Consider the following 25,057-nt stretch of genomic DNA (forward strand, 5'->3'; position numbering starts at 1 on the left):
ATAAAAATGTCGGCTGATCCACCGCTATCGCGAGCAGGGCTCACTCCTACATGGGGAATCAACTGACCTGTCAGGCAATCTGCGCCCTCGACGCCACCTCATCAAATGTCACTTCATCCAGCGCATCTGCCTGCTCATCAAGTACTTGCCGCGGATGATCATTACCCGGAATGCTACTGTCGATCAGGCTCAGCAAACTGGAACCCCGGGGCGTCAAAATGTAATTGGACCCGGTGCCACCCTGCTCCTCCGGCCGAGGCTCGATGTAACCCCGCTCCAGCAGTAATTTTTCGTACTCACCCGCCACCGCTTTCAGATGGTCAAGGTTCTCGGTCTGCTCACCTTCCGACGCTTTTTCCGCCGCGTACTGTTCGGCGTAAGGCCTTGGCGTGAAGCTGGCTTCGCCGTGCTGTACTTCATGCAGCAGGCGCTCGATCAAATCCCAGTTATAAGTCGTCATCCTGCAACCTCCGGTGCCCGTGAGTGAGGGGCTACATAGGTTGTGACCGGCATGGACTACAGCCGTTCAGCTTGGTTTTTTGCCACTACCGACCGGCGGTATGTCGAATTGCAGGCAAGCCAAACGACTAGGCTGTGTAAGTCACCTCCCAGCCCCACGCAGGAGAAATCACTATGAACATTCAGAATCATCCCGTCGTGTCCCGGGAAGAATGGCTCGCCGCCCGTAAACAACACCTGGCGCACGAAAAAGCCTTCACCAAGGAACGGGACAAACTCAGCGCCGAACGCCGCGCCTTGCCTTGGGTGAAAATCGACAAGGACTACCACTTCCAGGGTCCCAACGGCGAACTGAAACTCGCCGACCTGTTTGGCGGCCGCAGTCAGTTAGTCATCTATCACTTTATGTTTGCCGACGGCTGGGACGAAGGCTGCCCCGGTTGCTCGTTTCTCTCCGACCACATCGACGGCGCCAACCAGCACCTGGCCCACCATGACGTGGCCGTGGTGGCGGTGTCCCACGCACCGTTCGCCGAGTTCCAGGCGTTCAAGCGGCGTATGGGCTGGAAATTTGATTGGGTATCGTCGGAAGGCTGCGATTTCAACTACGACTTTGGCGTCTCGGCCCGAGCCGAAGATGTCGCCGCCGGAAAGGCTACCTACAACTACGAAAAAACCGACGGCTCCGAGGAAGAACTTCCCGGCCTGAGCGTGTTTTATCGCAACGAGGGTGGCGAAATTTTTCACACCTATTCGACTTATGCCCGGGGCCTGGACATGTTGGTCGGCGCCTACAACTACCTCGATTTGACGCCCAAAGGCAGGAATGAAGAGGAAATCATGGAGTGGGTGAAACACCACGACAAGTACGATGACAAGACCTCGGCAAGTTGCTGTCACGGTGGGTAACCAGCGTTCCTCCACAGGTACTGGCGGCCAGCGCTGAACTTTTTCCTACCTCCAGGCCTCAACCGGTTAACCCGCCTTAACCGGAACTGAGGCCTGACTCATGAAAACCCTGCTCAAGCTCACCCTCGCCGCCACGCTCGCCTGCGCCCTGCCCGCTTGGGCCTGCACCCCTGAGGAAGCCACCCAAAAACGCGAACAACTGGCCAAGGAAGTCACAAAACTCACCGAGCAAAACCCGACCAAGGCCAAGGAGATCAACGACGAGTTGCAGAAAATGGACCTGGGTACTGCTGCGAAAGATCTTCCTGACAAGTGCCAGTTGATCGATCAGCGTTTGAAAGAGTTGGGAGTGGCTGAGAAAAAAGCCGAGAGCTGATAAACGCCGCCCATAAAAAAACCGGACATCTGTCCGGTTTTTTATGTCCACTGCCTAAAGCATTTACTCAGCAGCCGGTGCTTCCGGCTTGCGACGCTTCAGCGGGGCCATGCCGTCCTTGCTCACCAGCGAATCGCTTTTCGGGCGATTGACGCTCTTGCGCTTGGTCGGGGTCTTGGCGGCGGTTTTTTTCTTGTCGCCCTTGGCGTCGGTCTTTTTCTTCTTCACACCGACAGCCTTGCCCGAGGCCTTGACCTTTTTCGGTCCGCCGTAGACGCCTTTGACTTCCTTGATGGTGCGGCGCTCGAAGCTCTGCTTGAGGTAGCGCTCGATGCTCGACATCAGGTTCCAGTCGCCGTGGCAGATCAGCGAGATGGCCAGGCCATCGTTGCCCGCGCGGCCGGTCCGACCGATGCGGTGCACGTACTCGTCGCCGCTGCGCGGCATGTCGAAGTTGATCACCAGGTCCAGGCCGTCCACGTCCAGGCCGCGAGCGGCGACGTCGGTCGCGACGAGGATTTTCACCCCGCCCTGCTTCAGACGGTCGATCGCCAGTTTGCGATCCTTCTGGTCCTTGTCGCCGTGCAGCACGAACGCCTTGTATTCCTGCGCCACCAGACGACCGTAGATGCGGTCGGCCATGGCCCGGGTGTTGGTGAAGACGATGGCCTTCTGGTAAGTCTCGTTGGCCAGCAGCCAGTTCACGATCTGTTCTTTGTGCTGGTTGTGGTCAGCGGTGATGATTTGCTGACGGGTGGTTTCGTTCAGTTGGCTGACCGCGTTGAGCTGCAGGTGCTCAGGGTTGTTCAACACCTTGGCGACCATCTCGCGCAGGCCCGAACCACCGGTAGTAGCGGAGAACAGCATGGTCTGCTGGCGGTTGGTGCACTCGTCCACCAGACGCTGTACGTCCTCGGCAAAACCCATGTCGAGCATGCGGTCGGCTTCGTCGAGCACCAGCACTTCGACTTCTTTCAGGTCGAGGTTGCCGGCGTTCAGTTGCTCGATCATCCGGCCCGGCGTACCGATCAGGATGTCCGGCACCTTGCGCAGCATGGCGGCCTGGACCTTGAAGTCTTCGCCGCCAGTGATCAGGCCGGACTTGATGAAGGTGAACTGCGAAAAGCGTTCAACTTCTTTCAGAGTCTGCTGTGCCAACTCACGGGTCGGCAGCAGGATCAGGGTCTTGATGCTGACGCGGATCTTGGCCGGGCCGATCAGGCGATTGAGGATCGGCAAAACGAATGCAGCGGTCTTGCCGCTACCGGTTTGCGCTGTCACCCGCAGGTCACGCCCTTGGAGCGCCAGCGGAATGGCCGCTGCTTGCACAGGCGTTGGCTCGACAAATTTCAGCTCGGCCACGGCTTTGAGCAGGCGTTCGTGCAGGGCGAATTGGGAAAACACGGGTGCTACCTCGAAGAAATGCAAAAAAACAGCTGCATAGGGTACCGGTTTCGAGCGCCGAGGCCGAGTTTCTTTATGCAAACGACAGTAAACAGTGGCTTTTTTGTTGCCTCATTTGTCCTCGAACGTAATACAAAGCGTCTTAAATGCTCTAATCGCCTCTCGCGTCTTACAGAAGAATCGTTTTTGACCATGGATATCAAACAGCTCTGGATCAACATCCTGGACCTTTGGGGTGCCCTCGATCAGCATCCGCTCGTGCACTCCAGCCTGTCGCTGTTGCTGCTGTTGGCGATTGCGCTGGTCCTCGGACGGGTGGCGCGCTATCTCATACTGCATGCGGCCAAGATGCTCGGTCGCCAGCCGGCGCTGCACTGGATCAATGACTTTCTGCAGAACAAGGTGTTTCATCGCCTGGCGCAGATAACCCCCTCGCTGGTGATCCAGTTCGGCCTCAACCTGGTGCCGGACCTGAGCAAAACCAGCCTGAATTTTCTCGGCAATGTGGCGCTGGCCTTCACCTTCCTGTTTCTGCTGCTGGCGGTCAGCGCCCTGCTCAATGCGTTGCTGGACATCTACGCCCGCACCGAACACGCCCGCACCCGCTCGATCAAGGGCTACGTGCAACTGACGAAAATGGTCTTGTACGTGTTTGGCGCGATCATCATCGTCGCCACGCTGATCGACCGTTCGCCGCTGTTGCTGCTGTCGGGTCTGGGCGCCATGTCGGCGGTGATTCTGTTGGTCTACAAGGACACCCTGCTGTCGTTCGTCGCCAGCGTGCAGTTGACCAGCAACGACATGCTACGGGTCGGCGACTGGATCGAGATGCCGCAAGTCGGTGCCGATGGCGACGTGGTGGACATCACGCTGCACACGGTCAAGGTGCAGAATTTCGACAAGACCATCGTGTCGATCCCGACCTGGCGCCTGATGTCCGAGTCATTCAAGAACTGGCGCGGCATGCAGGCTTCCGGTGGTCGCCGGATCAAACGCAGCCTGTTCATCGACGCCAGCGGCGTGCGCTTTCTGCGCGATGAAGAAGAGCTGAAGTTGTCGCAGGTTCATTTGCTGACCGACTACATGTCCCGCAAACAGGCCGAACTGAAGGCGTGGAACGAGGCCCAGGGCAACGTCGCGGCCATGTCGGCCAACCGCCGACGCATGACCAACCTCGGCACGTTCCGCGCCTATGCGCTGGCGTACTTGAAGAGCCACCCGGAGATCCAGCCGAACATGACCTGCATGGTTCGGCAGATGCAGACCACCGCGCAGGGTATTCCGCTGGAAATCTATTGCTTCACCCGCACCACGGCGTGGGCTGATTACGAACGGATTCAGGGGGATATTTTCGATTACTTGCTGGCAGTGCTGCCGGAGTTTGGCTTGAGCCTGTACCAGCAGCCCAGTGGTACGGATTTGCGGGCCGGGTTGCTGCCGGCTGTGCTCGGCGCGAGCCATATTCATGCGCCCGAAAAACATGTGATGTAACCCCACAATTCCTCTGTAGGAGCTGCCGAAGGCTGCGATCCTTTGATTTTAAAGATCAAAAGATCGCAGGCTGCGCCAGCTCCTACACGATGCTCATCTCTCGCCTGATGCCCAACCGACTGATCCACACCGCCGCCAGAATCACACTCCCGCCAAGGAATAACCGCCCCAGCTCCTCATGCTGATTCCAGATCAACAAATTGATCAGCAATCCCACCGGCACATGCAGGTTGTTCATCACCGCCAGTGTCCCGCCATTGACCAGGCACGCGCCTTTGTTCCACCAGTACAGCCCCAGCGCGGTCGAGACCAGGCCGAGGAACAGCAGAACGCCCCATTGCAGCGGCGCTTCGGGCAAGAAATTCTGTTTGCCGAACAGCAGGAACGCCGGCAACGCCACTGCCAATGCACCCAGATAGAAATAGCCGAAGCGCCGGTAATGCGGCAGGTCGCTCGGATGCCGTGCGACCAGATGCTTGTAGAGGACCTGCCCGGCGGCATAGGTGAAGTTGGCCAGTTGCAGCAACAGGAAGCCCATGAAAAAGTCGGGATTGATCCGGTCAAAGCGAATCACCGCCGCGCCTACCACCGCCACCAATGCCGCGATCAAGGCCCACGGATTAAAGCGGCGGTTCAGCGCATCTTCGATCAGGGTCACGTGCAGCGGCGTCAGGATGGTGAACAACAGCACTTCCGGCACCGTTAACACGCGAAAGCTCAGGTACAGGCAGACATAGGTCACGCCGAATTGCAGCGCGCCGATGAGCAACATGCCACGCATGAACGCCGGCTCGACCGAACGCCAGCGTGTCAGCGGAATAAACACCAGCCCCGCCAGCAGCACGCGCACCAGCACCGCGAAGTAACTGTCGACATGACCGGCCAGGTATTCACCGATCAAACTGAAGGAAAACGCCTGGATCAGCGTGACAAAAAGTAGATAGCCCATGCTCGCCTCGTTTTGAATGGCGGCGACGATAGCGGGTTTTGCCCCTTATCGCTAACCATCGACCAACACAAAACCTTGTAGGAGCTGAGCTTGCTCGCGATGACGGAGTGTCAGCCAACATCAATGAAACTGATCCAGCGCCATCGCGAGCAAGCTCGGCTCCTACAGGTTCTGCGTTGTTCACAAAATCGCAGGCAAAAAAAAGCCCGATCTCGCTAAAGCGTTCAATCGGGCGGCAGCACTCAGGAGCAATAAGTGCAAAGGGAGGTTCGATGCGCGTACAGGCTTGAAGGGTTGCGCCAGGTCACTAGACCATCCGGTGATTATCTGGCGATTAACGGGTCAGGCCACTTGGGAAAGCTTGGCGTTCGCCTGGTTCAGGCCTTTCTCCTGGAAGTCACCCCCCAGGTTCATACCTTCGGCGTGAATGAACGTCACGTCGTGGATACCGATGAAGCCCATGACCTGACGCAGGTACGGTTCCTGGTGATCGGCGGTGCTACCAGCGTAGATCCCGCCGCGAGCCGTCAGCACGTAGGCGCGCTTGCCGCTGAGCAGACCTTGAGGACCGGTTTCGGTGTACTTGAAGGTCACACCGGCACGCAGCACATGGTCGAGCCAGGCTTTGAGCGTGCTTGGAATCGCGAAGTTGTACATCGGTGCGGCCATCACCAGTACGTCGGCGGCCAGCAATTCGTCGGTCAACTGATTGGAGCGTTCCAGGGAAAGCTGTTCGATGTCGCTGCGCTGATCGGCAGGTTTCATCCAGCCGCCCAGCAGGTTGATGTCGAGGTGCGGCACCGGGTTGACGGCCAGGTCACGAACGCTGATCTCGTCTTTCGGGTGTGCGGCTTTCCACTGGCTGATGAAGGTCTGGGTCAGTTGACGGGAAACCGAGTCTTGCTGGCGGGCACTGCTTTCGATGATCAGAACGCGGGACATGGGATGTAGCCTCCATCTGAGAATGCTGTAGGTCGATGGAGTGAAGGTTAAACAGTGCCATATCGATGAAAAAGCGCAAATAATTGCTATAACCGATCAAGAATTTCGTTTATAAGCGGAGCATGGTCAGTTGGCCTGCTCCGCTGGATGTCATTTCGGCTTGCAGGTCATGCTGATGTACAGCTTGATGATTTTGCGGTTGAACTTGGCTGAAAGATCCGCGCTTTTGCCGGCATCGAGGTTGATCCTGCGGGTCTTCGGCGATTCAGGACCATTGCGAAACACCACCGAGCATTCGGCAGCGGTGTCGCCGTAGTTGTTCACGGTGATGGAACCCATGTCGTAATCGGAGGCGTAGGTCGTGTAGTCAATCTTCAGGCCATTGAGCTCTTTTTGTATGTCGATCGGGTAAGCAAACGCAGTCAGCGGCAACATCGCCAGCAGTACAAAACCCGATCTTGAATAAAACAGATTTTTCATTCAGCAGTCTCCAATAAGAACTGCGCAGCTTAGGACAACAGGAGCTCATCATGAAAGCGCCCCGCGTGACCCTTGATCAATGGCGAACGCTTCAGGCCGTGGTCGACCACGGTGGTTTCGCCCAGGCCGCCGAGGCGCTGCACCGCTCGCAATCGTCGGTCAGCTACACCGTGGCGCGCATGCAGGATCAACTCGGCGTGCCGTTGCTGCGCATCGACGGCCGCAAAGCGGTGCTCACCGAAGCCGGTGGCGTGCTGCTGCGTCGGTCCCGGCAACTGGTGAAACAGGCCAGTCAGCTGGAAGACCTGGCCCACCACATGGAACAAGGCTGGGAAGCCGAAGTGCGCCTGGTGGTCGACGCCGCCTACCCGAACGCCCGCCTCGTCCGCGCCCTGACCGCGTTCATGCCGCAAAGCCGTGGCTGCCGGGTGCGTTTGCGCGAAGAGGTGTTGTCGGGGGTGGAAGAAGTTCTGCTCGAAGGCGTGGCCGATTTGGCCATCACCGGGTTCAGCATTCCCGGTTATCTCGGCGCGGAGCTGAGCGATGTCGAATTCGTCGCGGTCGCCCACCCCGAACATCCTCTGCATCGTCTCAACCGCGAACTGAATTTCCAGGATCTGGAAAGCCACATGCAAGTGGTCATCCGCGACTCCGGTCGCCAGCAACCACGGGACGTCGGCTGGCTCGGTGCCGAGCAGCGCTGGACCGTCGGCAGCCTGGCCACCGCCGCGACTTTCGTCGGCAGCGGCCTGGGGTTCGCCTGGTTGCCAAGGCACATGATCGAACGGGAACTCAGGGAAGGCACGCTCAAGCTGCTACCTTTGGATCAGGGCGGCAGCCGTAACCCGAGTTTTTACCTGTATTCAAACAAGGACAAACCGCTCGGCCCGGCGACGCAGATTCTCGTCGAGTTGCTGCGCACCTTCGACACCGCGCCGCTGGACGCACCGTTCGCCGCCCCTGAACAAGCCTGACACGGAGTGTATGCATGGCCTATTTCGAACACGAAGGTTGCAACCTGCACTATGAGGAATATGGCCACGGCGCGCCGTTGCTGCTGGTCCACGGCCTGGGTTCCAGCACCCTGGACTGGGAAAAACAGATCCCCGCGCTGGCTGCCCGCTACCGGGTAATCGTCCCGGATGTGCGCGGCCACGGCCGCTCCGACAAGCCCCGCGAGCGCTACAGCATCGCCGGGTTCAGCGCCGATCTGGTGGCGCTGATCGAGCATCTGAACCTCGGTCCGACACATTATGTGGGACTATCCATGGGCGGCATGATCGGTTTTCAACTCGGCGTGGATCAGCCGCAACTGCTTAAAAGCCTGTGCATCGTCAACAGCGCGCCCGAGGTCAAACTGCGCAGCCGCGACGACTATTGGCAGTGGTTCAAACGCTGGAGCCTGATGCGCGCGCTCAGCCTTCGCACCATCGGTAAAGCCCTGGGCGGCAAATTGTTTCCCAAACCCGAGCAGGCAGAATTGCGACAAAAGATGGCCGAACGCTGGGCAAAAAACGACAAACATGCTTATCTCGCCAGCTTCGATGCCATTGTCGGTTGGGGTGTCCAGGAACGACTTTCAAAGGTCACCTGTCCAACCCTCATCGTCAGCGCCGACCGTGACTACACACCGGTTTCGCTGAAGGAAAACTACTTAAGACTGCTGCCCGATGCGCGGCTGGCAGTGATCGCCGATTCGCGTCACGCCACCCCGCTGGACCAGCCCGATCAATTCAACCAGACACTGCTCGAGTTTCTCACCGCAGTCGACACCAACACACTCAGGATCACTGACCCATGCTGAAAAAAATCGCCCTCGCCGCTGGCTCCGTACTGTTTGCCGCCAACCTGATGGCGGCAACGCCTGCCAAGGCGCCGCATGTTCTGCTGGAAACCACCAATGGCCAGATCGAAATCGAACTGGACCCGGTCAAGGCCCCGATCAGCACCAAGAACTTCCTTGAGTACGTGGACAGCGGCTTCTACAACAACACGATTTTCCACCGCGTGATTCCGGGCTTCATGGTGCAGGGCGGCGGTTTCACTCAACAAATGCAGCAAAAAGAAACCAAGGCGCCGATCAAGAACGAGCACAAGAACGGTCTGGTCAACGTCCGTGGCACCTTGTCCATGGCCCGCACCTCGGTACCTGACTCGGCCACCAGCCAGTTCTTCATCAACGTCAAGGACAACGATTTCCTCGACCAGGGTGACGGCTACGCTGTGTTCGGCAAGGTGGTCAAAGGCATGGACGTGGTCGACATCATCGTCAATTCGCCAACCACCGTTCGCAGCGGCATGAAGGATGTACCGGCTGATCCGGTGTTCATCAAGTCGGCCAAGCGAATCGACTGAGACTAAGCTGGACAAGGATGTCAGAGCGGTTGCCGGTTCTGCCGGCAACGCTCAAACCGTTTAAAGGAGAGCCCGTGCGCGGGCGAGAAACCGATGCTTTATCGCCGTTTTGAAAAACTGATCGACATCTTCCGCGACGCCCCGACAGCCGCGCCACCGGACCGCGTCCTGCCCTTCTACACCTATTATCTCAAGCAGGTCTGGCCGAGTTTCGTCGCCCTGCTGATCGTTGGCCTGTTCGGCGCGCTGATCGAAGTGGCGCTGTTCAGCTACCTGAGTCGCATCATCGACCTGGCCCAAGGCACGCCCAACGCCGATTTCTTCAAGGAACACGGCATCGAACTGGCCTGGATGGTGGTGGTCGCGCTGATCCTGCGTCCGGTGTTCGTCGGCCTGCATGACCTGCTGGTGCACCAGACCCTGAGCCCGAGCATGACCAGCCTGATCCGCTGGCAAAACCACAGCTACGTGCTCAAGCAGAGCCTGAATTTTTTCCAGAACGACTTCGCCGGGCGCATCGCCCAACGCATCATGCAAACCGGCAACTCCCTGCGCGATTCCGCCGTGCAAGCAGTGGATGCGTTATGGCATGTGTTGATCTACGCAATCAGTTCGCTGGTGCTGTTCGCCGAAGCCGACTGGCGCCTGATGATCCCGCTGCTGACCTGGATCGTCGCCTTCATCAGCGCCCTCTATTACTTCGTACCACGGGTCAAGGATCGTTCGGTGATCGCCTCGGATGCGCGCTCAAAACTCATGGGGCGGATCGTCGATGGCTACACCAACATCACCACCCTGAAGCTGTTCGCCCACACCAATTTCGAGCAGCAATACGCCCGCGAAGCGATCAAGGAACAAACCGAAAAAGCCCAGTTGGCCGGCCGTGTCGTGACCAGCATGGACGTGGTCATCACCAGCATGAACGGCTTGCTGATCGTCGGCACCACTGGCCTGGCCCTGTGGCTGTGGACGCAATCGCTGATCAGCGTGGGCGCCATTGCGCTGGCCACCGGGCTGGTGATCCGCATCGTCAACATGTCCGGCTGGATCATGTGGGTGGTCACCGGTATCTTCGAAAACATCGGCATGGTGCAGGACGGTTTGCAGAGCATCTCGCAGCCGGTCAGCGTGACCGACCGCGACCAGGCCAAACCGTTGACCGTAGCCCGTGGCGAAGTGCGTTTCGAGAGCGTGGACTTCCACTACGGCAAGCGCAGCGGGATCATCGGCGGGCTCAACCTGACGATCAAACCGGGTGAGAAGATCGGCCTGATCGGCCCGTCCGGCGCCGGCAAATCAACCTTGGTCAATTTGCTGCTGCGCCTCTACGACGTGGAAGGCGGGAAGATTCTCATCGACGGCCAGAACATCGCCGACGTCGGCCAGGAAAGCCTGCGCGAACGCATCGGCATGATCACTCAGGATACGTCCCTGCTGCATCGCTCGATCCGTGACAACCTGCTTTACGGCAAGCCCGATGCCACCGATACCGAACTCTGGGAGGCCGTGCATAAGGCTCGGGCCGACGGATTCATTCCAACGCTTTCGGATGCTGAAGGTCGCATCGGTTTCGATGCTCATGTCGGTGAACGCGGGGTGAAACTTTCCGGCGGCCAGCGTCAGCGGATCGCCATCGCTCGCGTGTTGCTCAAGGACGCACCGATCCTGATCATGGATGAAGCCACGTCGGCACTGGATTCGGAAGTCGAAGCGGCGATTCAGGAAAGCCTGGAAACCCTGATGCAGGGCAAAACCGTGATCGCCATCGCCCACCGGCTCTCGACCATCGCCCGGATGGACCGGCTGGTGGTGCTGGAGAACGGCAAGATCGCCGAAACCGGCAGTCATGCCGAATTGTTGGCCCACGGCGGCTTGTATGCGCGGTTGTGGCAGCATCAGACTGGGGGCTTTGTCGGGATCGATTGAACCGCGATCTTTGCTTTATTGCTGGCGGTATGGCAACACCGTCCGCGCTTCCTCGGCATACGCCAACACACCCAGCCGTTCCTGCTGAAGGAAGTCTTTGACTGCCGCCTTCAACCCCGGATGGCGCAGGTAATGCCAGGAATGAGTGATCACCGGTTCGAACCCGCGAATCAACTTGTGCTCACCCTGGGCACCAGCATCGAAACGCTGAAAGCCGTTGGCAATCGCATAGTCCATACCCTGGTAGAAACAGGTCTCGAAATGCAGGCGATCGAACTCCGCCAGACAGCCCCAGTAGCGCCCGTAGAAGCTGTCGCCCCCCACCAGACTGAAGGCCATCGCCACCGGCCGTGAGCCTTGTTTGGCCAACACCACGCGAATCGATTGCGGCATGCGCTCGGCCAGCAGGCTGAAAAATTCGCGCGTCAGATAAGGCGTTTGCCTACGCACGGCGTACGTATTGGCGTAGCAGGCATAGACAAAATCCCACTGCGCCTGGGTCAGCTCCCGCCCTTCCAGCCACTCGAACTCAAAGCCCTGCCCCGCCACCTGCTCACGTTCCTTGCGCATCTGTTTGCGCTTGCGCGAACTCAGCACATCGAGGAAATCCTGAAAGTCGCGATAGCCGCGATTTTGCCAGTGATACTGACAACCGATGCGTTGCATCCAGCCCGGTTGCTCGGCCAATGCGGCATCGGTGAACGGGTCGGTGAAGTTGATGTGGGCACTGGAGAGTTGTTCGATTTCCAGATATCCCGGCAGACTTTTGAGTAACTCGAAACCGTCCTCGACGCTGGCTGCCAGCAGTCGCGGGCCGCTGACCGGACTGAACGGTACGGCGGTCAGGAGTTTGGGGTAGTAATCGATTCCGGCACGTTCGCAGGCATCGGCCCAGGCGTGGTCGAACACGTATTCGCCGTAGGAATGCCACTTGCGATAGCTGGGCAAAGCGGCAATCAAACGATCCCCTTCGACGTGCAGCAAATGCTCGGGTTGCCAGCCGGAATGTGGCCCGACACTGCCGCTGTCTTCCAGTGCGCTCAGAAATGCGTGGCTCAGAAACGGCTGATTTTCGGGCACCAGCGCGTCCCACGTTTGCGGGGCGATTTCAGACAGACTTTGCAGGCGTTGCAACGGCATTACCGTCCTCACTCTTCTTGGCGTGAAAGCCCCGCGAGTATCGCCGATCGCTCCCGAATGCACACGATCAATTCGACGACAGCGCTCTAACTCAACAGTTCGCGACGACTTTGTATCGTCACCGACATGCCATCACATTGCCACTGCACTGTCATAAACCGTCGCGATACTGGCGCCTGTTTTTAGAGCGTCGGGTTCTAACCCGGCCACTGTTTTCCGTCCATCACTGGTCGGTTGTGCCCTGGATGGCTCAGCCATCCACTCTCATCTTCGGAGATTGATATGCGTCTTGCTTCCACGAAAACTGCGGCGGCCCTGTGTGGTGGCCTGCTGCTGGCCATGAGTGTTCCAGCCAGCGCCGCAGTCGACGCCAAACTGCTCGACATGCTCAAAGCTAACGGCTCGATTACCAACGCGCAGTACAGCGAACTGCAAGCCGAGCTGGCTAGGGATCAGAAAGACCAGCAAATTGCCCGTCAGGCCCAACAAGAGACCAACGAGCAAATCGCCGCAACTGCGAAGAAAACCAATGAACTGAGCACCTTCGACCAGAAACTGGCGTGGGCTGCCAAGACTCAGTTCAAGGGCGACGTGCGCTTCCGTCAGGAAAACGTCCACAACGATGGCGTTTCGAACAACAAAGACCAGGATCGTCAGCGTATTCGTGCCCGCCTGGGTGCCTATACCGAAATCAACCCGCAGGTCGACACCGGTATCCGTATCGCCACCGGCAACAACGATGACCCGCGTTCCACCAACCAGAGCCTGGACAACTACTTCGACAAGAAGCAGATCTGGCTGGACCAGGGTTACGTCGACTACCACCCCGACGCCATCAAGAACCTGCACATCGTTGGCGGCAAGATGCCACAGCAATGGGTGAGCATGGGCGACGTGATCTGGGATAGCGACATCAGCCCTGAAGGTCTGTCCCTGTCGTACAAGTACCCGCTGAGCGGCAGCACCGAGCTGTTCGGTAGCGCCGGTCACTACACCCTCAAGGACAACGTCGATGGCGATGGCGTGCAGTTCAAGCACGACCTGCGTCTGTACGCTGGCCAATTGGGCGCGCGCTTTGGCATCACCGACAACCTGAAACTGACTCTGGGCGGCAGCGTCTACGGTTACGACAACGACGACGACATCACCCCGGGCGGTACTTCCATTCCGGCCGCGCTGGCCATCAACGGCAACAGCCCGAACGAACAGTTCAAGCTGTTCGAAGGCTTTGGTCAGCTCGACATCGGTGGCCTGCCATTGCCACTCTCGCTGTACGGTCAGTACGTCAACAACGACGATGCCAGCAACGACCAGGACACTGCCTGGCTCGCCGGTGTGAAGACCAAGGTCTACGGTTTTGCCATCGACTACAACTACCGCGACGTGCAACGTAACTCCGTGGTTGGCGCTTTCACCGACTCCGACTTCGCCAACGGGTTCACCGGTTCGCGCGGCAGCAAGTTGAAAGTGAGCTACGAGCTGGACAAGAACTTCAACCTCGGCGCGACGTACTTCATGGCTAACTCTGACTACACCAACGCCAACCTGAAAGACTCCGACATCAACACCCTGCAACTGGATGCTGAAGCGAAGTTCTGATTCACCCCGCTACACGACCCGGGCAAGGAAGCCCGGGGCGCTTTTACAGCTGGCGTTGGTCTGACGGTCCCCATCATCCGTCCGCCGGATCAACGCGAGTCTGTTTTCCAGCTTTACCGCATGATCCCCTCTCCATTCAGCGACGGTCTTCGACCCGTGCCTGACTCTTGCTCCAGTCGGTCAACAGGCTGTACGCCACCGCCAGTAACGTCGGACCGATGAACAGGCCGATGAAGCCGAACGCAATCAACCCGCCAAACACCCCCAGCAACACGATGACCAACGGCAAGTTGCCGCCGCGACTGATCAGGTACGGCTTGAGCACGTTGTCCACGCCGCTGATGATGAAGGTGCCCCAGATGCCGAGGAATATCGCCATCCCGTACTCGCCTTTCCAGGCCAGCCAGGCCGTGGCCGGAATCCATACCAGCGGCGGTCCCATGGGGATCAGGCTGAGCAGGAACGTCACGATGCCAAGTACCAGCGCCCCCGGCACACCGGCAATCAGGAAGCCGATCAGCGCCAGCACGGCCTGAGCCGCCGCCGTGCCGATCACCCCGTTCACCACTCGCTGCACCGTGCCCGCCACCAGTTCGATGTAGTAGCCGGCACGCTTGCCGATCAGGCGCTCGAGCAAGCCATGGACAAACGCCGCCAGCCGTGGCCCGTCACGATAGAAAAAGAACACGAAGACGATGCTCAATGTCAGTTCGAGAATGCCGCCGCCAATCTGCGCACTGCGCGCCAGCAGCCAGTTGCCGACCTGGCCGAAATAAGGCTTGAGCGACACCATCATCGCCGCGCCCTGCTGATCGATGCTGTTCCAGATCCCCACCAGACGACCGCCCACCAATGGAATGCCACCCAGCCAGGCCGGTGCTTCCGGCAGGCCATCGACCTGCACATCCTTGAAGAACGCCGTGGCATCACGTACATGGTCCGCCAGGTTGAACCCCAGCCACACCAGCGGCGCCGCCACCAACAGCATCCAGCCCATGGTCAACAGGGCTGCCGCCAGCGATTCGCGGCCATTGAGCCAACGGGTCAGCAGGCGCATCAACGGCCAACTGGCGAACGCCAGCACCGCGCCCCAGAACAACGCCGACCAGAACGGCGCCATCACCCAAAAGCTCGCGCCAAACAGCACCAGGAGCAGGATCTGCACCAACAGCCGATCGTTATTGATCATCCAAGGTCTCGAAAAAATCAGTCGTCAAAAGGATAGGCGAACGCACCACGCGCGTTCGCCAGATACAGCCTAGCGCAACAGCTCGATGTGCAGGCCAGAGCCTTCGACGCTACCGGTTTCCATCCGCGCCGCACGCACGCCCTGGTCGATCAACGCCTGACGCCAGGCTTCGGCATTCGGACCGGAAACACTGACCCGCAACGTGGTGTCCAGATTCAGACCACGGGAGATCAAACGCAGCCAAGTATCGTCCGGCGTCTCCGTCAGTTTGGGAAAGTCGAGTTCGCCGGTGCTTTTGAGTTCGCGCAGCAAGGTTGCGGAGGTCGGCAGCAAATCGCCCAGCGGTGCGGCCGCCTCGAACTGTTCGACGTGCAGGTAGGCTTTGCGATTGCCGCGGGTGATGCTGTAAAGCGCCACCAGCGTGTTGTCTTTCGGTGCCGCCAGGCGCAACAGCAGGTACGCCTGCTCATTGTCGGAGCCGTAGAGTTTGGCGTTGCCGAACACTTCGTTGGCCCACAGGCTGCTTTCGCCACAATCGCGGGCCTGGCACCAGAACAGCAATTGCGCGTCCTGCTTTTGCAAGGCTTCGCGGGCAGCGGTGAAGGCTTGGGTCGCCGAATGCTCCGGCGGCAGCTCGTACGTCACCGACGTCGCAGTGCCACGGGCGCTGACCTGGCCATCAAAGCGCAGCTGGCCGCTGATCTTGCGGATCGAACCGAGCGGATAAATCCGCTCAAGATCGACCGCCGGGCGATAGTCGACGATCTGCGCATCGACCATGCGCGGCACGATCGGCAGGTCCTGGCTGCCTGGAACATCAGCGGCGAACAACAAGGGACTGAAACTGCACAGCGCCAGCAGACTGAGGGATCGCATCGATAGACTCATCGGATCAGCATGGCCTGGGCACCCTTGATGACACTGGCTTCATCGGCGCGTTGCGGCACCAGTAAACCACGCTGCACAGCAGGCCGGGCCTCGATGGTCGCCATCCAGCGTTGCAACGCCGTCAAGCCGTCTACTGAGACTCCGGACCACTCATAACCACGCACCCACGGGAAGGTCGCGATGTCGGCGATGCTGTACTCGCCGGCAAGAAACTCGACGATTTGCAGACGCGTGTCGAGCACTTCGTAGAGGCGGCGGGTTTCATGCTGATAGCGGTCGATGGCGCCCTGGAGTTTTTCCGGAAAATAACGGAAAAACACGTTGGCCTGGCCCTGCATCGGGCCTATTCCGCCCATTTGGAACATCAGCCACTGCAAGACCACCGAACGCCCCTTGGGGTCGGTTGGCATCAACTTGCCGGTCATTTCAGCGAGATAAATCAGGATGGCGCCGGATTCGAACACGGCGAAATCGCCGTTGGCGCGGTCGACAATCGCCGGAATCCGGCCATTGGGGTTGATCTTGAGGAAGTCTTCGGACTTCTGTTCCTTATTGTCGAAACTCAAGGCATGCACCGTGTAGGGCAAGCCGAGTTCCTCGAGCACGATAGAGACCTTGTGGCCATTCGGGGTCGCAGCGGTGTACAGATCTATCATGGTTGTCTCCCATTTCAACCCGCCCAGCCTCGACAGTTGCCCGGTGCAAGTCAAGGAATGGCGAAAAACCGATTGAAACAGTCTGCGACAAGGTCGGCACCGGACTCGTCATTCAAGTGCAAATGATGGCCGCCTGGCAGCTGTTCACGGCTAAAGGGTAGACGTTCCAGCAATTCAGGATGTTTGGCGAGCATGCCGTCGGCGGCAACCACCAGTTTTGCCGGACAACTGATGCGCTGGACGAAGGCCATCGCCTGTTCGGTGGTAAGACGCAGCGGCGATGGCAGTGTCAGGCGATTGTCGGTGCGCCAGGTGTAACCGCCCGGCACCGGCATCAAGCCACGTTGGGCCAGCAGTTCGGCGGCTTCGCGACTGACTGCCACCAAGCCTTTCATGCGCGCTTCAATGGCTCGGTCGAGGTTGTCGTATACCGGTTTGCGTTTTTCCCGCAGATCCAGCTGCGCCTGAAGGGCCATGCCCATTCGCTCGGCAGCATTTTCGCCTTTGTCTGTAGGAGGAATCACACCATCGATCAACGCCAGATGGGTGACACGCTCCGGCAGCGAGCCGGCAATGATCAGCGAAGCGATCGCGCCCATGGAGTGCCCCAACAGCGCAAATCGATGCAAGCCAAGCTGTTCGGCGACTTGCAGCACATCGTGGGCATAGTCCCACATGGCGTAGCCCGCGCCGGGCGGGCGATGCCCGGAATGACCGTGCCCGGCCATGTCCAGCGCGATGATGCGCAGGCCTTTGAGCTTTGGCGCCAGCCGGGCGAAGCTGTTGGCGTTGTCTAGCCAGCCATGCAGGGCAATCACCGGCAAACCGTCTTCGGGACCGAACAGATGCGCCGCCAGCTCGATGTGCGGCAGGCTCAGGCGGACTTCTTCGACGACGTTGCTCATGCGCAATCCTGTTGACGACCGTCCCAGCGGCTGAACAGGTTTTTCAGCATCGCGGCAGTGTCCTGCGGACGTTCGAGGGGAAACATGTGGCCACCGGGCATGGTCAGGACTTCACCCTGCGGCAGGCGTCCGACCGAACTGACGTGATGGCGCATCACCACCCGGCTTTTGTGCCCGCGCACCACCGCCAGCGGCACTTTCAGCTGCCGTGTGCTGCCAGGGCTGGTGTGTGGCACTCCACGGAAGATGCTGATTTCCGTCGCAGGGTCGAAACGCAGGCGCAGTTTGTTTCCAACCTTGTGCAAACCGTGCTGCAGATAGGCGTCAAAACATTCGGCGTCGAAACCGCGAAACAGGGTTTTGCCGGCGAAATAGTGGCGGGCGCTTTCAAGATCGGCGAACTCTTCCCGCCGTCCCAAGGTGCGGCCGGCAGGCGTCAACCTATCGATGAAACCGAAACGCTTGGCTGCGCGGATCACCCATTGATCGGTACGGGTCAGCACCGGCGAATCGAGCATGACCACCCCGCGATACAGCTCGGGGCAACGCAATGCTGCGTGCAGGTGCAAGACCCCGCCGAAGGAATGGCCGACGCCCCACACCGGTTCAGGTTGCTGCCGGAGGTGATGGATCAGCTCGTCCACCAGGTTGTACCAGTTGTCGTCCGCCGGAAAACGCGGGTCATGAGCGTGCTGCTCCAGATGCGTCACCTGATACTCGGGCGCCAGCGCCGCGAACAATTTGCCGTAGGTGCCCGAAGGGAAACCATTGGCGTGGGCGAAAAATACCTGTTGCGACATACCGGCAAATCCATGAGCGAGAACAGGCGTTGATTGTCCGTAAGACCGCGTCCTACAGCAATGACCGTAACTGACAGGAATGATGACAGTCCGGTCAAAGCTATGGATCGCCGTCAACGTGCCGGCGGCTTCTCACCCAGTGGCACCACCGCCATGGTCAGCCGCGATACGCAACTGGCCTTGCCTTCATCGCTGGTCAGGCGGATGTCCCAGACATGGGTGGTGCGCCCGATGTGAATCGGCTTGGCCACCGCCGTCACCCGGCCACTGCGCAGGCCGCGCAAGTGGTTGGCATTGATTTCCAACCCAACGCAGTAAAATTTGCTGGCATCGATGCACAGGTAACTGGCCATGGAGCCGACGCTTTCGGCCAACACCACCGACGCACCGCCATGCAGCAAGCCGTAAGGCTGGTGGGTGCGGTGGTCGATGACCATGCTCGCGGTCAGTGATTCTTCATCGAAGGCTTCGAAGCGAATATCCAGCACTTCGCCGATGGTGTTTTTCTGGATCGCGTTCAACTGTTCGATGTTGGGAGTGGTGCGCCACAGACTCATCGCAGATTTTCCTTGTTGGTTTTATTCGTGCCTCAATCCTGCCACAGCACCGCTTCGTTGCGCTCGCTCCATTCTTCGAAGCGCGCTCCGTAGGCCGCTTCGATCACGTTGCGCTTGATCTTCAGGGTTGGCGTGAGGAAGCCGTTTTCAACGGCCCAGCTGTCTTTTACCACTACCAGACGCCGCAAACGCTCGTGTTTGTCGAGGGCGTTGTTGACCTCCTCCAGCAGCTTTTCCAGGCTGGAATGCAACCCCGCCCGCGCCTCTTGTTGCCCGACGGCAGACAGTACGCACAAGCCCAGCGGCGCACTCAAGCCATCGCCGACCACACACACCTGTTCGATACGCGAATGCACCGCCAGGCGATTTTCAATCGGCGCCGGCGCCACGTATTTGCCTTTGCTGGTCTTGAAGATTTCCTTCAGGCGCCCGGTCAGGCGCAGGTTGCCTTCGGCGTCTTCTTCGCCCTTGTCGCCGGTACGCAGGAAACCGTCCTCGGTGATGGTGTCAGCGGTTTTCTGCGGTTCCTTGAAATAGCCGAGCATGGTCGCGCCGCTGCGCACCATGACCTCGCCCGTCTCATCGATGCGGACCTCGACTTCCGGGCAAGGCTTGCCGATCCAGCCGGGTTTGTTCTGCCCCGGCAGGCAAATGTGCGAATAGCCGCAGCTTTCGGTCATGCCATATACCTCCAGCACGTCCAGCCCGAGCTTGCGATACCACAGCAGCAAGCTCAGCGGCACCGGCGCGGCACCGGACAGCGCCACGCGCAGGGCATCGAGCCCCAGCCCGGCGAGGACTTTATGCCCGACCCGCTTACCGATAATCGGCAGGCCCAGCAGGAAGTCGAGGCGTTTTGCCGGGATCTTGCCGTACACGCCCATCTGGAACTTGGTCCAGATACGCGGCACGCCAAACAGCGCGGTCGGCCGGGCGCGCCGCAGATCGGCCAGGAAGGTGTCGAGGCTTTCGGCAAAAAACACGGTTTGCCCGGTATAGATCGACGCCAGTTCAACGAACATTCGCTCCGCCACGTGACACAGCGGCAGATACGACAGCAGTCGATCCGACTCATTGAGGCCGAACAACTGCGTGCCGCGCGTGGTGGCGAAACCCAGATTGCCGAAGCTGTGCATCACGCCTTTGGGCATGCCGGTGGTGCCGGAGGTGTAGATGATGGTCGCCAGTTGATCGGCGCCGGGTTTGGGGTCGTCCTGGATCGGCGAACTGTGTTGCAGATCGTCCCAGCTGAAATTGAAGGTGCCCGGCGGATGCAGCGGCAGGCTGATGGTCGGCAGATCGGGATTGACCCCGCGAGACATGCCGGGCCAATCGTCCAGCTTGCCGATAAAGGCCAGCGCCGCTTCCGAGTGCTCCAGCACCTGGGCCACGGATTCGGCCGTGAGGTTGGGGTACAGCGGCACCGAAACATGCCCGGCCATCCAGATCGCCAGGTCGGCGATGATCCAGTGCGCGCAGTTTTTCGAGATGAGAGCGATGTGACTGCCTTGGGGCAACTCCCGCGCCCGCAACCAATGCGCGGCGCAGCGAGCCTGATGACCTACGTCGGCCCAGGTCAGGGTCTCGACTTGCCCACCGCCGATGGGCTGAACCAAAAAGCGCTGGCGCGGATGGCGGGCCTCACGCTCGTAGAAAACGTCCAGCGGCAAACGAAAAGCGGCAGACATGCGACTCGCTCCTTTGGTTTTGGTCTGGAGCAAGCGTAGCTAACCAAGCAAGTGCTTGGTTGAAATTTTGTAAGAAAAAAATAGATCAAAAGATCGCAGCCTTCGGCAGTTCCTACAGGGTGCACACCATCCCGATGTAGGAGCTGCCGAAGGCTGCGATCTTTGCTTTTATGGGTGCTTGATGCTGTCGAGCTTCATTGACCCGACCAGCAGTTCATCGCCCTTGAGCTCCGCCAGCCCGGCCGTGCTGACCCTCTCCGGCGGATGCCCGGCGCCATGTTGCAGGTAGCTCAGCAGATTCCCCACCAGCGGGTTGTGGCTGACCAGCAACACGTTGCTTACCGCGACCATCTGTTCCGCCACCTTGTCCGGCTCGGTGTCCGGTGTCAGCCATTCGACGGTGCGGATTTCCGGTTTGAAACCCAATGCCTCGTGCACCAGCTGTGCAGTCTGCTGCGCTCGCAGGTACGGACTTGCATAAATCGCCGTCAGCGGCTGCCCAATCAAAAACGCGGCGCTGCGCAGCACTTCTTCACGACCGTGGTCCGTCAGTTCCCGCTCCGAATCGCTGGAGCGGGAGCCGTGTGGCACCGCTTCACCATGACGCAATACCCAGATTTTCATAGCTTGGGTTCCTCATCTCGGGCCGGGTGTGGCGCTGGCGCCACGACGTGCGGCGCTTCACCTTCCGGCGTACGCGGCGTTGGCCAATCGGCAAACGGCCAAGGCTTCTGGTCGCTGTGAAAACTGCCGAAACGACCGATCTGCGCCAGGAACTGGCTCAGACTGTCGCCGAAGTTCATCAGGCTGGCGCTCGGAGCGCCATAAATCAAACGATAGATCAACTGCACCAGCACCACGGCGCCCAGGATGAATTGCGCCACTTGCCAGACCAGCACAAAGACGATCATCCACAGCACTCGCAGCAAAATGGATTCGTACTTGGCTTCTACTTTCTGATCGTTCATGTTTCGCTCCGTTCCGGTTAAGTAGTGGGCTCAGTTGAAACCGCTGGTGGAAATAAAGTCGACGTCAGTCTTCGGCTCGCCGCGCATCAGCAGGCCGATCACCTGTTCAAGCGTGCGCCCTTCAAACAGGATCGCGTGCAGCCCGGCGACCAGCGGCATGTACACGCCGACCTCCTGGGACTTGGCCTTGAGCACCTTGAGGGTGTTCACGCCTTCGGCCACTTCGCCCAGGCGGTTGACCGCCTCTTCCAGGCTCAAGCCCTGGCCGAGGGCAAATCCGACCTGGTAGTTGCGGCTTTTTGGCGAAGAGCAGGTCACGATCAAATCGCCCACGCCCGCCAGGCCAAGAAAGGTCATCGGGTTGGCGCCCTGATTCACCGCGAACCGGGTCATCTCCGCCAGCGCCCGGGTGATCAGCATGCTCTTGGTGTTTTCGCCCATGTCCAGCGCCACCGCCATGCCGGCAATAATCGCGTAGACGTTTTTCAACGCCCCGCCCAGTTCCACGCCGAAACGGTCGGCGCTGGCATAAACGCGAAAAGTGCGGCCATGCAGAACGGCCTGGACACGCTCGCAGAGTTCTTCGTCCTCACTGGCGACCACCGTGGCGGTCAGCGCGTGTTCGGCGATCTCACGGGCCAGGTTCGGCCCGGACAGCACGCCGATGCGCGCTTGCGGGGCGATCTCTTCGAGGATCTGGCTCATCAATTTGAAGGTCTGGGCTTCGATGCCTTTGGTCAGGCTCACCAGCATTTTGCCGCGCAGCAATTCGGCGTGCGGGGCCAGCACTGAACGCAACGCGCTGGACGGCAGTGCGACGAAACTCAGGTCGCAGGCTTCCAGGGTCGCTTGCAGGTCGGTGACCGGGGTTACGCCGGGCAGAATCTTGATGCCCTTGAGGTAACGCGGGTTTTCGCGATTGACCCGAATGGCCTCGGCCTGTTCGGGATCACGCATCCACTGCAGGACCTGATGGCCGTTCTCGGCCAGCAGATTTGCCACGGCGGTACCAAAACTTCCGCCTCCCAGGACCGCAATCGGGCGCTGTTCAGTCATATGCAATCCGTTAATCCATACCAGTGGCGATGTCGGCATTATACGGAGCGCCCCAGTCGCGGCCAGCCCCCGCGTCAATTACCCGCGCAGATGGAAACAAGTCCGATAAAACCGCGGAAAATGCTGACATCGTGACTGGAAAAGTCATCGGGCTCGGTTAACATGCGCGCCAACAATAATTAACAAGGATGTGTTGTGTCGCTGGGCTCTCCATCTCCCCACTCGCCGTTGGTGCTGGCGCTGGTTTTCAGCTCGCCATTGCTGGCTGACGACTTGTTCCTGGACAGCGATCCGCTGCCGCAAGTGCTCACGGCCACGCGCCTGAAGCAGTCGCCGGCCGCCGTGCCGGGGAGCATGACGGTGATCGACAATGCGCTGATCACCGCCAGCGGCGCGCGGGACATCAGTGAGGTGCTGCGGCTGGTGCCGGGCATGATGGTCGGCAACATCAGCGGCAATCAGGCCACCGTGAACTACCACGGCACCAGCGCTGGCGAAGCGCGACGCATGCAGGTATTGATCGACGGCCGTTCGGTGTACCGCGCGGGCCTGGCCACGGTGGATTGGAGCGACATCCCGGTGGCCATGGAAGACATCGAGCGCATCGAAGTCTTTCGTGGACCCAACACCGTCAGCTACGGCGCCAACGCGCTGATGGCGGTGGTCAACATCATCACCCGCAACCCGGCGGACAGCCACGGCACGCGGATGAAAATCACCCGCGGCCAGCGTGGCATCAACGACTTTTATGCTAGCCAGGGCGTGGGTTGGGAGGATGGCGACTTGCGTTTGTCTCTCTCCGGCCAGCAGGACGATGGCTTCGACAGCGACCGTCGGGGCGCCGATTATCACGACAGTCGCCGCCTGAATCGCTTTAACCTGGCGGTCAGCCAGACGCTCAACGAGCAACAAAGTATCGATTGGCAATTGAACGCCAAAGAAGGCGGCAACCAGCGCCCCTATACCTACCGCCCGGTGTTCTCGGGGATTACCCGCGCCGGGGACGATTCCGACGTCAAGGCCAAGGACTACGCCGGCTCGCTGCGCTGGAATCTCGACATCAATCCCGATCACAGCCTGTATATCCAGGGTTCGGCCCAGCACTGGGATCGCCAGCAAACCTGGCGCGCCTGTGATGCCGAGGTGTCGTTCAGCCCGCAACTGACCGAACTCTGGCAGCTCAACCCGAACTACACCGAGCGCCTGGCCCGCAACATCACGCGCTTCACCGGACCCGGTGCGCCGTCGGGTACGCCTGCCGAGCAGGCGTTGGCCAATCAGGTCCTCGATCAATGGCGCAACGGCGCCAGCCAGACCGTTTGCGGCGACATCGACCAGAGCGCCCGGGAAACGCGCTACGATCTTGAATTGCAGGACACCCTGAGCCTGTCCGATAGCCTGCGGCTGGTGAGCGGCGTGAACTATCGTTACGACCGGGCGGATTCCGAGACCTACTTCAATGGCACCCTCGATGACACGACGTGGCGGGCCTTCGGCCAACTTGAGTGGCGCGCCAGTGAACACTGGTTGCTGCAGGGCGGCGCGATGTTCGAAGACACGCGGTTGATCGGCAGTTCGCTGACCCCGCGGGTGGCGGTCAATTACTTGATCAACCCGCGCCACGGGTTGCGTGCGGTGTATTCCGAAGCCATTCGCTCACCGGACATGTTCGAGAACAGTGTCAACTGGAGTTACCGCGTCACCAACATCCAGCCCGGGGCCTACGGCCAGTCCAGCGCCCGTTACTTCGTCAAGACACGCGGCCCCGGCGACCTCGATCAGGAGCACATGCGTTCCCGGGAACTGGGCTACAACGGCTACTTTGCCGAGTGGGGGCTGGCGGTCGATGTGAAGCTGTTCTACGACGAAATCACCGGCATGATCAGCGAGCCGCTGCGCAACAACCAGTACATTGCAAGCAACTCGAACACGGCACGTTTTTCGGGAACCGAAACCCAACTCGACTGGAGAGTCGGCACTGCCGACCGACTGCGCCTGACCTACGCCTACGTCGATTCCGATGCGAGCAACCCGCAGGATGCGCTACAGACCGCACGCAACAGCGGCTCCGTCGGCTGGCTGCGCGATTGGGGTCAGGGCTGGAACAGCGCACTCTTCTATTATGGCGACGATGCACTCAACGGTTACCGCTTCGAGCGGGTCGACACGCGTATCGCCAAGCAGATTCGCCTCGGCAAGGCCAATCTGGAACTGGCCGGCGTGCTCCAGCAACGCCTCGACAATCAACCCACCACTTTCGTCGACAACAACTACGACGAACGCCGGGTGCTGTACTTCAGCGCGGAGCTGGCGTTTTAAG

24 protein-coding genes and 1 pseudogene are annotated in these 25,057 nt (G+C 59.7%); 9 read left to right on the top strand and 16 right to left on the bottom strand.

Annotated elements, in window-relative coordinates; all coding sequences use genetic code 11:
• Positions 1–70 precede the first annotated feature (70 nt).
• A complete protein-coding gene (locus ACW9JC_RS06470) occupies positions 71–460 on the bottom strand; it encodes a transcriptional regulator (protein ID WP_457454243.1) in 390 nt (129 codons plus the stop codon).
• Positions 461–633: 173 nt separating this feature from the next.
• Here ACW9JC_RS06470 and ACW9JC_RS06475 point away from each other — a divergent pair, with 173 nt between their 5' ends.
• Entirely contained in the window at positions 634–1,368 is a 735-nt protein-coding gene (locus tag ACW9JC_RS06475; RefSeq protein WP_416129751.1) for a DUF899 domain-containing protein, read from the top strand.
• Between the two features lie 100 nt (positions 1,369–1,468).
• Complete coding sequence (locus ACW9JC_RS06480; RefSeq protein ID WP_457454244.1) at positions 1,469–1,744, top strand: hypothetical protein; 276 nt, start codon at positions 1,469–1,471, stop codon at positions 1,742–1,744.
• Between the two features lie 63 nt (positions 1,745–1,807).
• Here the strand turns inward: ACW9JC_RS06480 and ACW9JC_RS06485 are convergent, their stop codons facing one another.
• Positions 1,808–3,148: a DEAD/DEAH box helicase gene (locus ACW9JC_RS06485; RefSeq protein WP_448108976.1), complete on the bottom strand. Its 1,341-nt coding sequence runs from the start codon at positions 3,146–3,148 to the stop codon at positions 1,808–1,810.
• Positions 3,149–3,340: 192 nt separating this feature from the next.
• On the opposite strand from ACW9JC_RS06485, the gene ACW9JC_RS06490 reads away from it, so the two are divergent.
• Positions 3,341–4,639, top strand: a complete 1,299-nt coding sequence (locus tag ACW9JC_RS06490; RefSeq protein WP_457454245.1) for a mechanosensitive ion channel family protein — start codon at positions 3,341–3,343, stop codon at positions 4,637–4,639.
• Positions 4,640–4,721: 82 nt separating this feature from the next.
• Here ACW9JC_RS06490 and ACW9JC_RS06495 read toward each other — a convergent pair whose 3' ends face one another.
• The 3 genes from ACW9JC_RS06495 to ACW9JC_RS06505 all read right to left on the bottom strand — a co-directional run bounded on the left by ACW9JC_RS06495 (position 4,722) and on the right by ACW9JC_RS06505 (position 7,010).
• Positions 4,722–5,588 carry a carboxylate/amino acid/amine transporter gene (locus ACW9JC_RS06495; protein WP_457454247.1) on the bottom strand — a complete coding sequence of 289 codons (867 nt, stop codon included), beginning with the start codon at positions 5,586–5,588 and terminating at the stop codon, positions 4,722–4,724.
• Positions 5,589–5,930: 342 nt separating this feature from the next.
• Positions 5,931–6,530: an FMN-dependent NADH-azoreductase gene (locus ACW9JC_RS06500; protein ID WP_457454248.1), complete on the bottom strand. Its 600-nt coding sequence runs from the start codon at positions 6,528–6,530 to the stop codon at positions 5,931–5,933.
• 150 nt (positions 6,531–6,680) lie between these two features.
• Complete coding sequence (locus ACW9JC_RS06505; protein ID WP_457454250.1) at positions 6,681–7,010, bottom strand: 3-phosphoglycerate kinase; 330 nt, start codon at positions 7,008–7,010, stop codon at positions 6,681–6,683.
• Between the two features lie 50 nt (positions 7,011–7,060).
• On the opposite strand from ACW9JC_RS06505, the gene ACW9JC_RS06510 reads away from it, so the two are divergent.
• The 4 genes and pseudogenes from ACW9JC_RS06510 to ACW9JC_RS06525 all read left to right on the top strand — a co-directional run bounded on the left by ACW9JC_RS06510 (position 7,061) and on the right by ACW9JC_RS06525 (position 11,291).
• Complete coding sequence (locus ACW9JC_RS06510) at positions 7,061–7,984, top strand: LysR family transcriptional regulator (protein ID WP_457454252.1); 924 nt, start codon at positions 7,061–7,063, stop codon at positions 7,982–7,984.
• A 14-nt stretch (positions 7,985–7,998) separates the two neighbouring features.
• Positions 7,999–8,804, top strand: a pseudogene (locus tag ACW9JC_RS06515) (alpha/beta fold hydrolase).
• A gap of 3 nt (positions 8,805–8,807) precedes the next feature.
• Complete coding sequence (locus tag ACW9JC_RS06520; protein ID WP_046816816.1) at positions 8,808–9,365, top strand: peptidylprolyl isomerase; 558 nt, start codon at positions 8,808–8,810, stop codon at positions 9,363–9,365.
• 93 nt (positions 9,366–9,458) lie between these two features.
• Positions 9,459–11,291, top strand: coding sequence for an ABC transporter ATP-binding protein (locus ACW9JC_RS06525; protein ID WP_457454253.1), 1,833 nt, complete (start codon positions 9,459–9,461; stop codon positions 11,289–11,291).
• 15 nt (positions 11,292–11,306) lie between these two features.
• On the opposite strand, the gene ACW9JC_RS06530 is transcribed toward ACW9JC_RS06525, so the two are convergent.
• Entirely contained in the window at positions 11,307–12,431 is a 1,125-nt protein-coding gene (locus ACW9JC_RS06530) for a GNAT family N-acetyltransferase (protein ID WP_457454254.1), read from the bottom strand.
• A 282-nt stretch (positions 12,432–12,713) separates the two neighbouring features.
• On the opposite strand from ACW9JC_RS06530, the gene ACW9JC_RS06535 reads away from it, so the two are divergent.
• Positions 12,714–14,030: a putative porin gene (locus tag ACW9JC_RS06535; RefSeq protein ID WP_457454255.1), complete on the top strand. Its 1,317-nt coding sequence runs from the start codon at positions 12,714–12,716 to the stop codon at positions 14,028–14,030.
• A gap of 136 nt (positions 14,031–14,166) precedes the next feature.
• Here ACW9JC_RS06535 and ACW9JC_RS06540 read toward each other — a convergent pair whose 3' ends face one another.
• From ACW9JC_RS06540 to ACW9JC_RS06585, 10 genes are all read right to left on the bottom strand, one after another.
• The gene (locus tag ACW9JC_RS06540; protein WP_457454257.1) at positions 14,167–15,219 is read right to left on the bottom strand and encodes an AI-2E family transporter; all 1,053 of its coding nucleotides are present in this window, start codon (positions 15,217–15,219) and stop codon (positions 14,167–14,169) included.
• Between the two features lie 69 nt (positions 15,220–15,288).
• The gene (locus tag ACW9JC_RS06545; RefSeq protein WP_448108996.1) at positions 15,289–16,095 is read right to left on the bottom strand and encodes a DUF4892 domain-containing protein; all 807 of its coding nucleotides are present in this window, start codon (positions 16,093–16,095) and stop codon (positions 15,289–15,291) included.
• 8 nt (positions 16,096–16,103) lie between these two features.
• Positions 16,104–16,763, bottom strand: coding sequence for a glutathione S-transferase family protein (locus tag ACW9JC_RS06550; protein ID WP_457454259.1), 660 nt, complete (start codon positions 16,761–16,763; stop codon positions 16,104–16,106).
• Positions 16,764–16,813: 50 nt separating this feature from the next.
• Positions 16,814–17,668 (bottom strand): alpha/beta hydrolase, encoded by an 855-nt coding sequence (locus ACW9JC_RS06555; protein WP_338582463.1) that lies wholly within the window; start codon positions 17,666–17,668, stop codon positions 16,814–16,816.
• Complete coding sequence (locus ACW9JC_RS06560; protein WP_457454260.1) at positions 17,665–18,468, bottom strand: alpha/beta fold hydrolase; 804 nt, start codon at positions 18,466–18,468, stop codon at positions 17,665–17,667. The genes ACW9JC_RS06555 and ACW9JC_RS06560 overlap by 4 nt, the downstream gene beginning before the upstream one ends.
• 113 nt (positions 18,469–18,581) lie before the next feature.
• Positions 18,582–19,025 carry a hotdog fold thioesterase gene (locus ACW9JC_RS06565; RefSeq protein ID WP_103397693.1) on the bottom strand — a complete coding sequence of 148 codons (444 nt, stop codon included), beginning with the start codon at positions 19,023–19,025 and terminating at the stop codon, positions 18,582–18,584.
• A 32-nt stretch (positions 19,026–19,057) separates the two neighbouring features.
• Entirely contained in the window at positions 19,058–20,713 is a 1,656-nt protein-coding gene (locus ACW9JC_RS06570; RefSeq protein WP_457454261.1) for an AMP-binding protein, read from the bottom strand.
• Between the two features lie 168 nt (positions 20,714–20,881).
• Positions 20,882–21,337, bottom strand: a complete 456-nt coding sequence (sixA, locus tag ACW9JC_RS06575; RefSeq protein ID WP_448109001.1) for a phosphohistidine phosphatase SixA — start codon at positions 21,335–21,337, stop codon at positions 20,882–20,884.
• Complete coding sequence (locus ACW9JC_RS06580; RefSeq protein ID WP_150704360.1) at positions 21,334–21,681, bottom strand: DUF4389 domain-containing protein; 348 nt, start codon at positions 21,679–21,681, stop codon at positions 21,334–21,336. Before ACW9JC_RS06580 ends, sixA begins: the two co-directional genes overlap by 4 nt.
• Before the next feature lie 30 nt (positions 21,682–21,711).
• Complete coding sequence (locus tag ACW9JC_RS06585) at positions 21,712–22,737, bottom strand: NAD(P)H-dependent glycerol-3-phosphate dehydrogenase (RefSeq protein WP_416129734.1); 1,026 nt, start codon at positions 22,735–22,737, stop codon at positions 21,712–21,714.
• A gap of 195 nt (positions 22,738–22,932) precedes the next feature.
• Between ACW9JC_RS06585 and ACW9JC_RS06590 the strand changes: the two genes are divergently transcribed.
• On the top strand, positions 22,933–25,056 hold the full coding sequence (locus tag ACW9JC_RS06590; protein ID WP_457454262.1) for a TonB-dependent receptor plug domain-containing protein: 2,124 nt from the start codon (positions 22,933–22,935) through the stop codon (positions 25,054–25,056).
• The last annotated feature ends 1 nt before the right edge of the window (position 25,057 follow it).

This window comes from Pseudomonas sp. SDO5591_S426 (assembly GCF_054070755.1).

Excerpts from the sequence above, each read along its gene's own strand:
- ACW9JC_RS06540 (WP_457454257.1), bottom strand. The coding sequence starts at position 15,219 with ATGATCAATAACGATCGGCTGTTGGTGCAGATCCTGCTCCTGGTGCTG.
- ACW9JC_RS06520 (WP_046816816.1), top strand. The coding sequence starts at position 8,808 with ATGCTGAAAAAAATCGCCCTCGCCGCTGGCTCCGTACTGTTTGCCGCC.
- ACW9JC_RS06570 (WP_457454261.1), bottom strand. The coding sequence starts at position 20,713 with ATGTCTGCCGCTTTTCGTTTGCCGCTGGACGTTTTCTACGAGCGTGAG.
- sixA (WP_448109001.1), bottom strand. The coding sequence starts at position 21,337 with ATGAAAATCTGGGTATTGCGTCATGGTGAAGCGGTGCCACACGGCTCC.
- ACW9JC_RS06550 (WP_457454259.1), bottom strand. The coding sequence starts at position 16,763 with ATGATAGATCTGTACACCGCTGCGACCCCGAATGGCCACAAGGTCTCT.
- ACW9JC_RS06505 (WP_457454250.1), bottom strand. The coding sequence starts at position 7,010 with ATGAAAAATCTGTTTTATTCAAGATCGGGTTTTGTACTGCTGGCGATG.
- ACW9JC_RS06555 (WP_338582463.1), bottom strand. The coding sequence starts at position 17,668 with ATGAGCAACGTCGTCGAAGAAGTCCGCCTGAGCCTGCCGCACATCGAG.
- ACW9JC_RS06565 (WP_103397693.1), bottom strand. The coding sequence starts at position 19,025 with ATGAGTCTGTGGCGCACCACTCCCAACATCGAACAGTTGAACGCGATC.
- ACW9JC_RS06495 (WP_457454247.1), bottom strand. The coding sequence starts at position 5,588 with ATGGGCTATCTACTTTTTGTCACGCTGATCCAGGCGTTTTCCTTCAGT.
- ACW9JC_RS06480 (WP_457454244.1), top strand. The coding sequence starts at position 1,469 with ATGAAAACCCTGCTCAAGCTCACCCTCGCCGCCACGCTCGCCTGCGCC.
- ACW9JC_RS06580 (WP_150704360.1), bottom strand. The coding sequence starts at position 21,681 with ATGAACGATCAGAAAGTAGAAGCCAAGTACGAATCCATTTTGCTGCGA.
- ACW9JC_RS06585 (WP_416129734.1), bottom strand. The coding sequence starts at position 22,737 with ATGACTGAACAGCGCCCGATTGCGGTCCTGGGAGGCGGAAGTTTTGGT.
- ACW9JC_RS06490 (WP_457454245.1), top strand. The coding sequence starts at position 3,341 with ATGGATATCAAACAGCTCTGGATCAACATCCTGGACCTTTGGGGTGCC.
- ACW9JC_RS06510 (WP_457454252.1), top strand. The coding sequence starts at position 7,061 with ATGAAAGCGCCCCGCGTGACCCTTGATCAATGGCGAACGCTTCAGGCC.
- ACW9JC_RS06470 (WP_457454243.1), bottom strand. The coding sequence starts at position 460 with ATGACGACTTATAACTGGGATTTGATCGAGCGCCTGCTGCATGAAGTA.
- ACW9JC_RS06500 (WP_457454248.1), bottom strand. The coding sequence starts at position 6,530 with ATGTCCCGCGTTCTGATCATCGAAAGCAGTGCCCGCCAGCAAGACTCG.
- ACW9JC_RS06475 (WP_416129751.1), top strand. The coding sequence starts at position 634 with ATGAACATTCAGAATCATCCCGTCGTGTCCCGGGAAGAATGGCTCGCC.
- ACW9JC_RS06560 (WP_457454260.1), bottom strand. The coding sequence starts at position 18,468 with ATGTCGCAACAGGTATTTTTCGCCCACGCCAATGGTTTCCCTTCGGGC.
- ACW9JC_RS06525 (WP_457454253.1), top strand. The coding sequence starts at position 9,459 with ATGCTTTATCGCCGTTTTGAAAAACTGATCGACATCTTCCGCGACGCC.
- ACW9JC_RS06530 (WP_457454254.1), bottom strand. The coding sequence starts at position 12,431 with ATGCCGTTGCAACGCCTGCAAAGTCTGTCTGAAATCGCCCCGCAAACG.
- ACW9JC_RS06535 (WP_457454255.1), top strand. The coding sequence starts at position 12,714 with ATGCGTCTTGCTTCCACGAAAACTGCGGCGGCCCTGTGTGGTGGCCTG.
- ACW9JC_RS06545 (WP_448108996.1), bottom strand. The coding sequence starts at position 16,095 with ATGCGATCCCTCAGTCTGCTGGCGCTGTGCAGTTTCAGTCCCTTGTTG.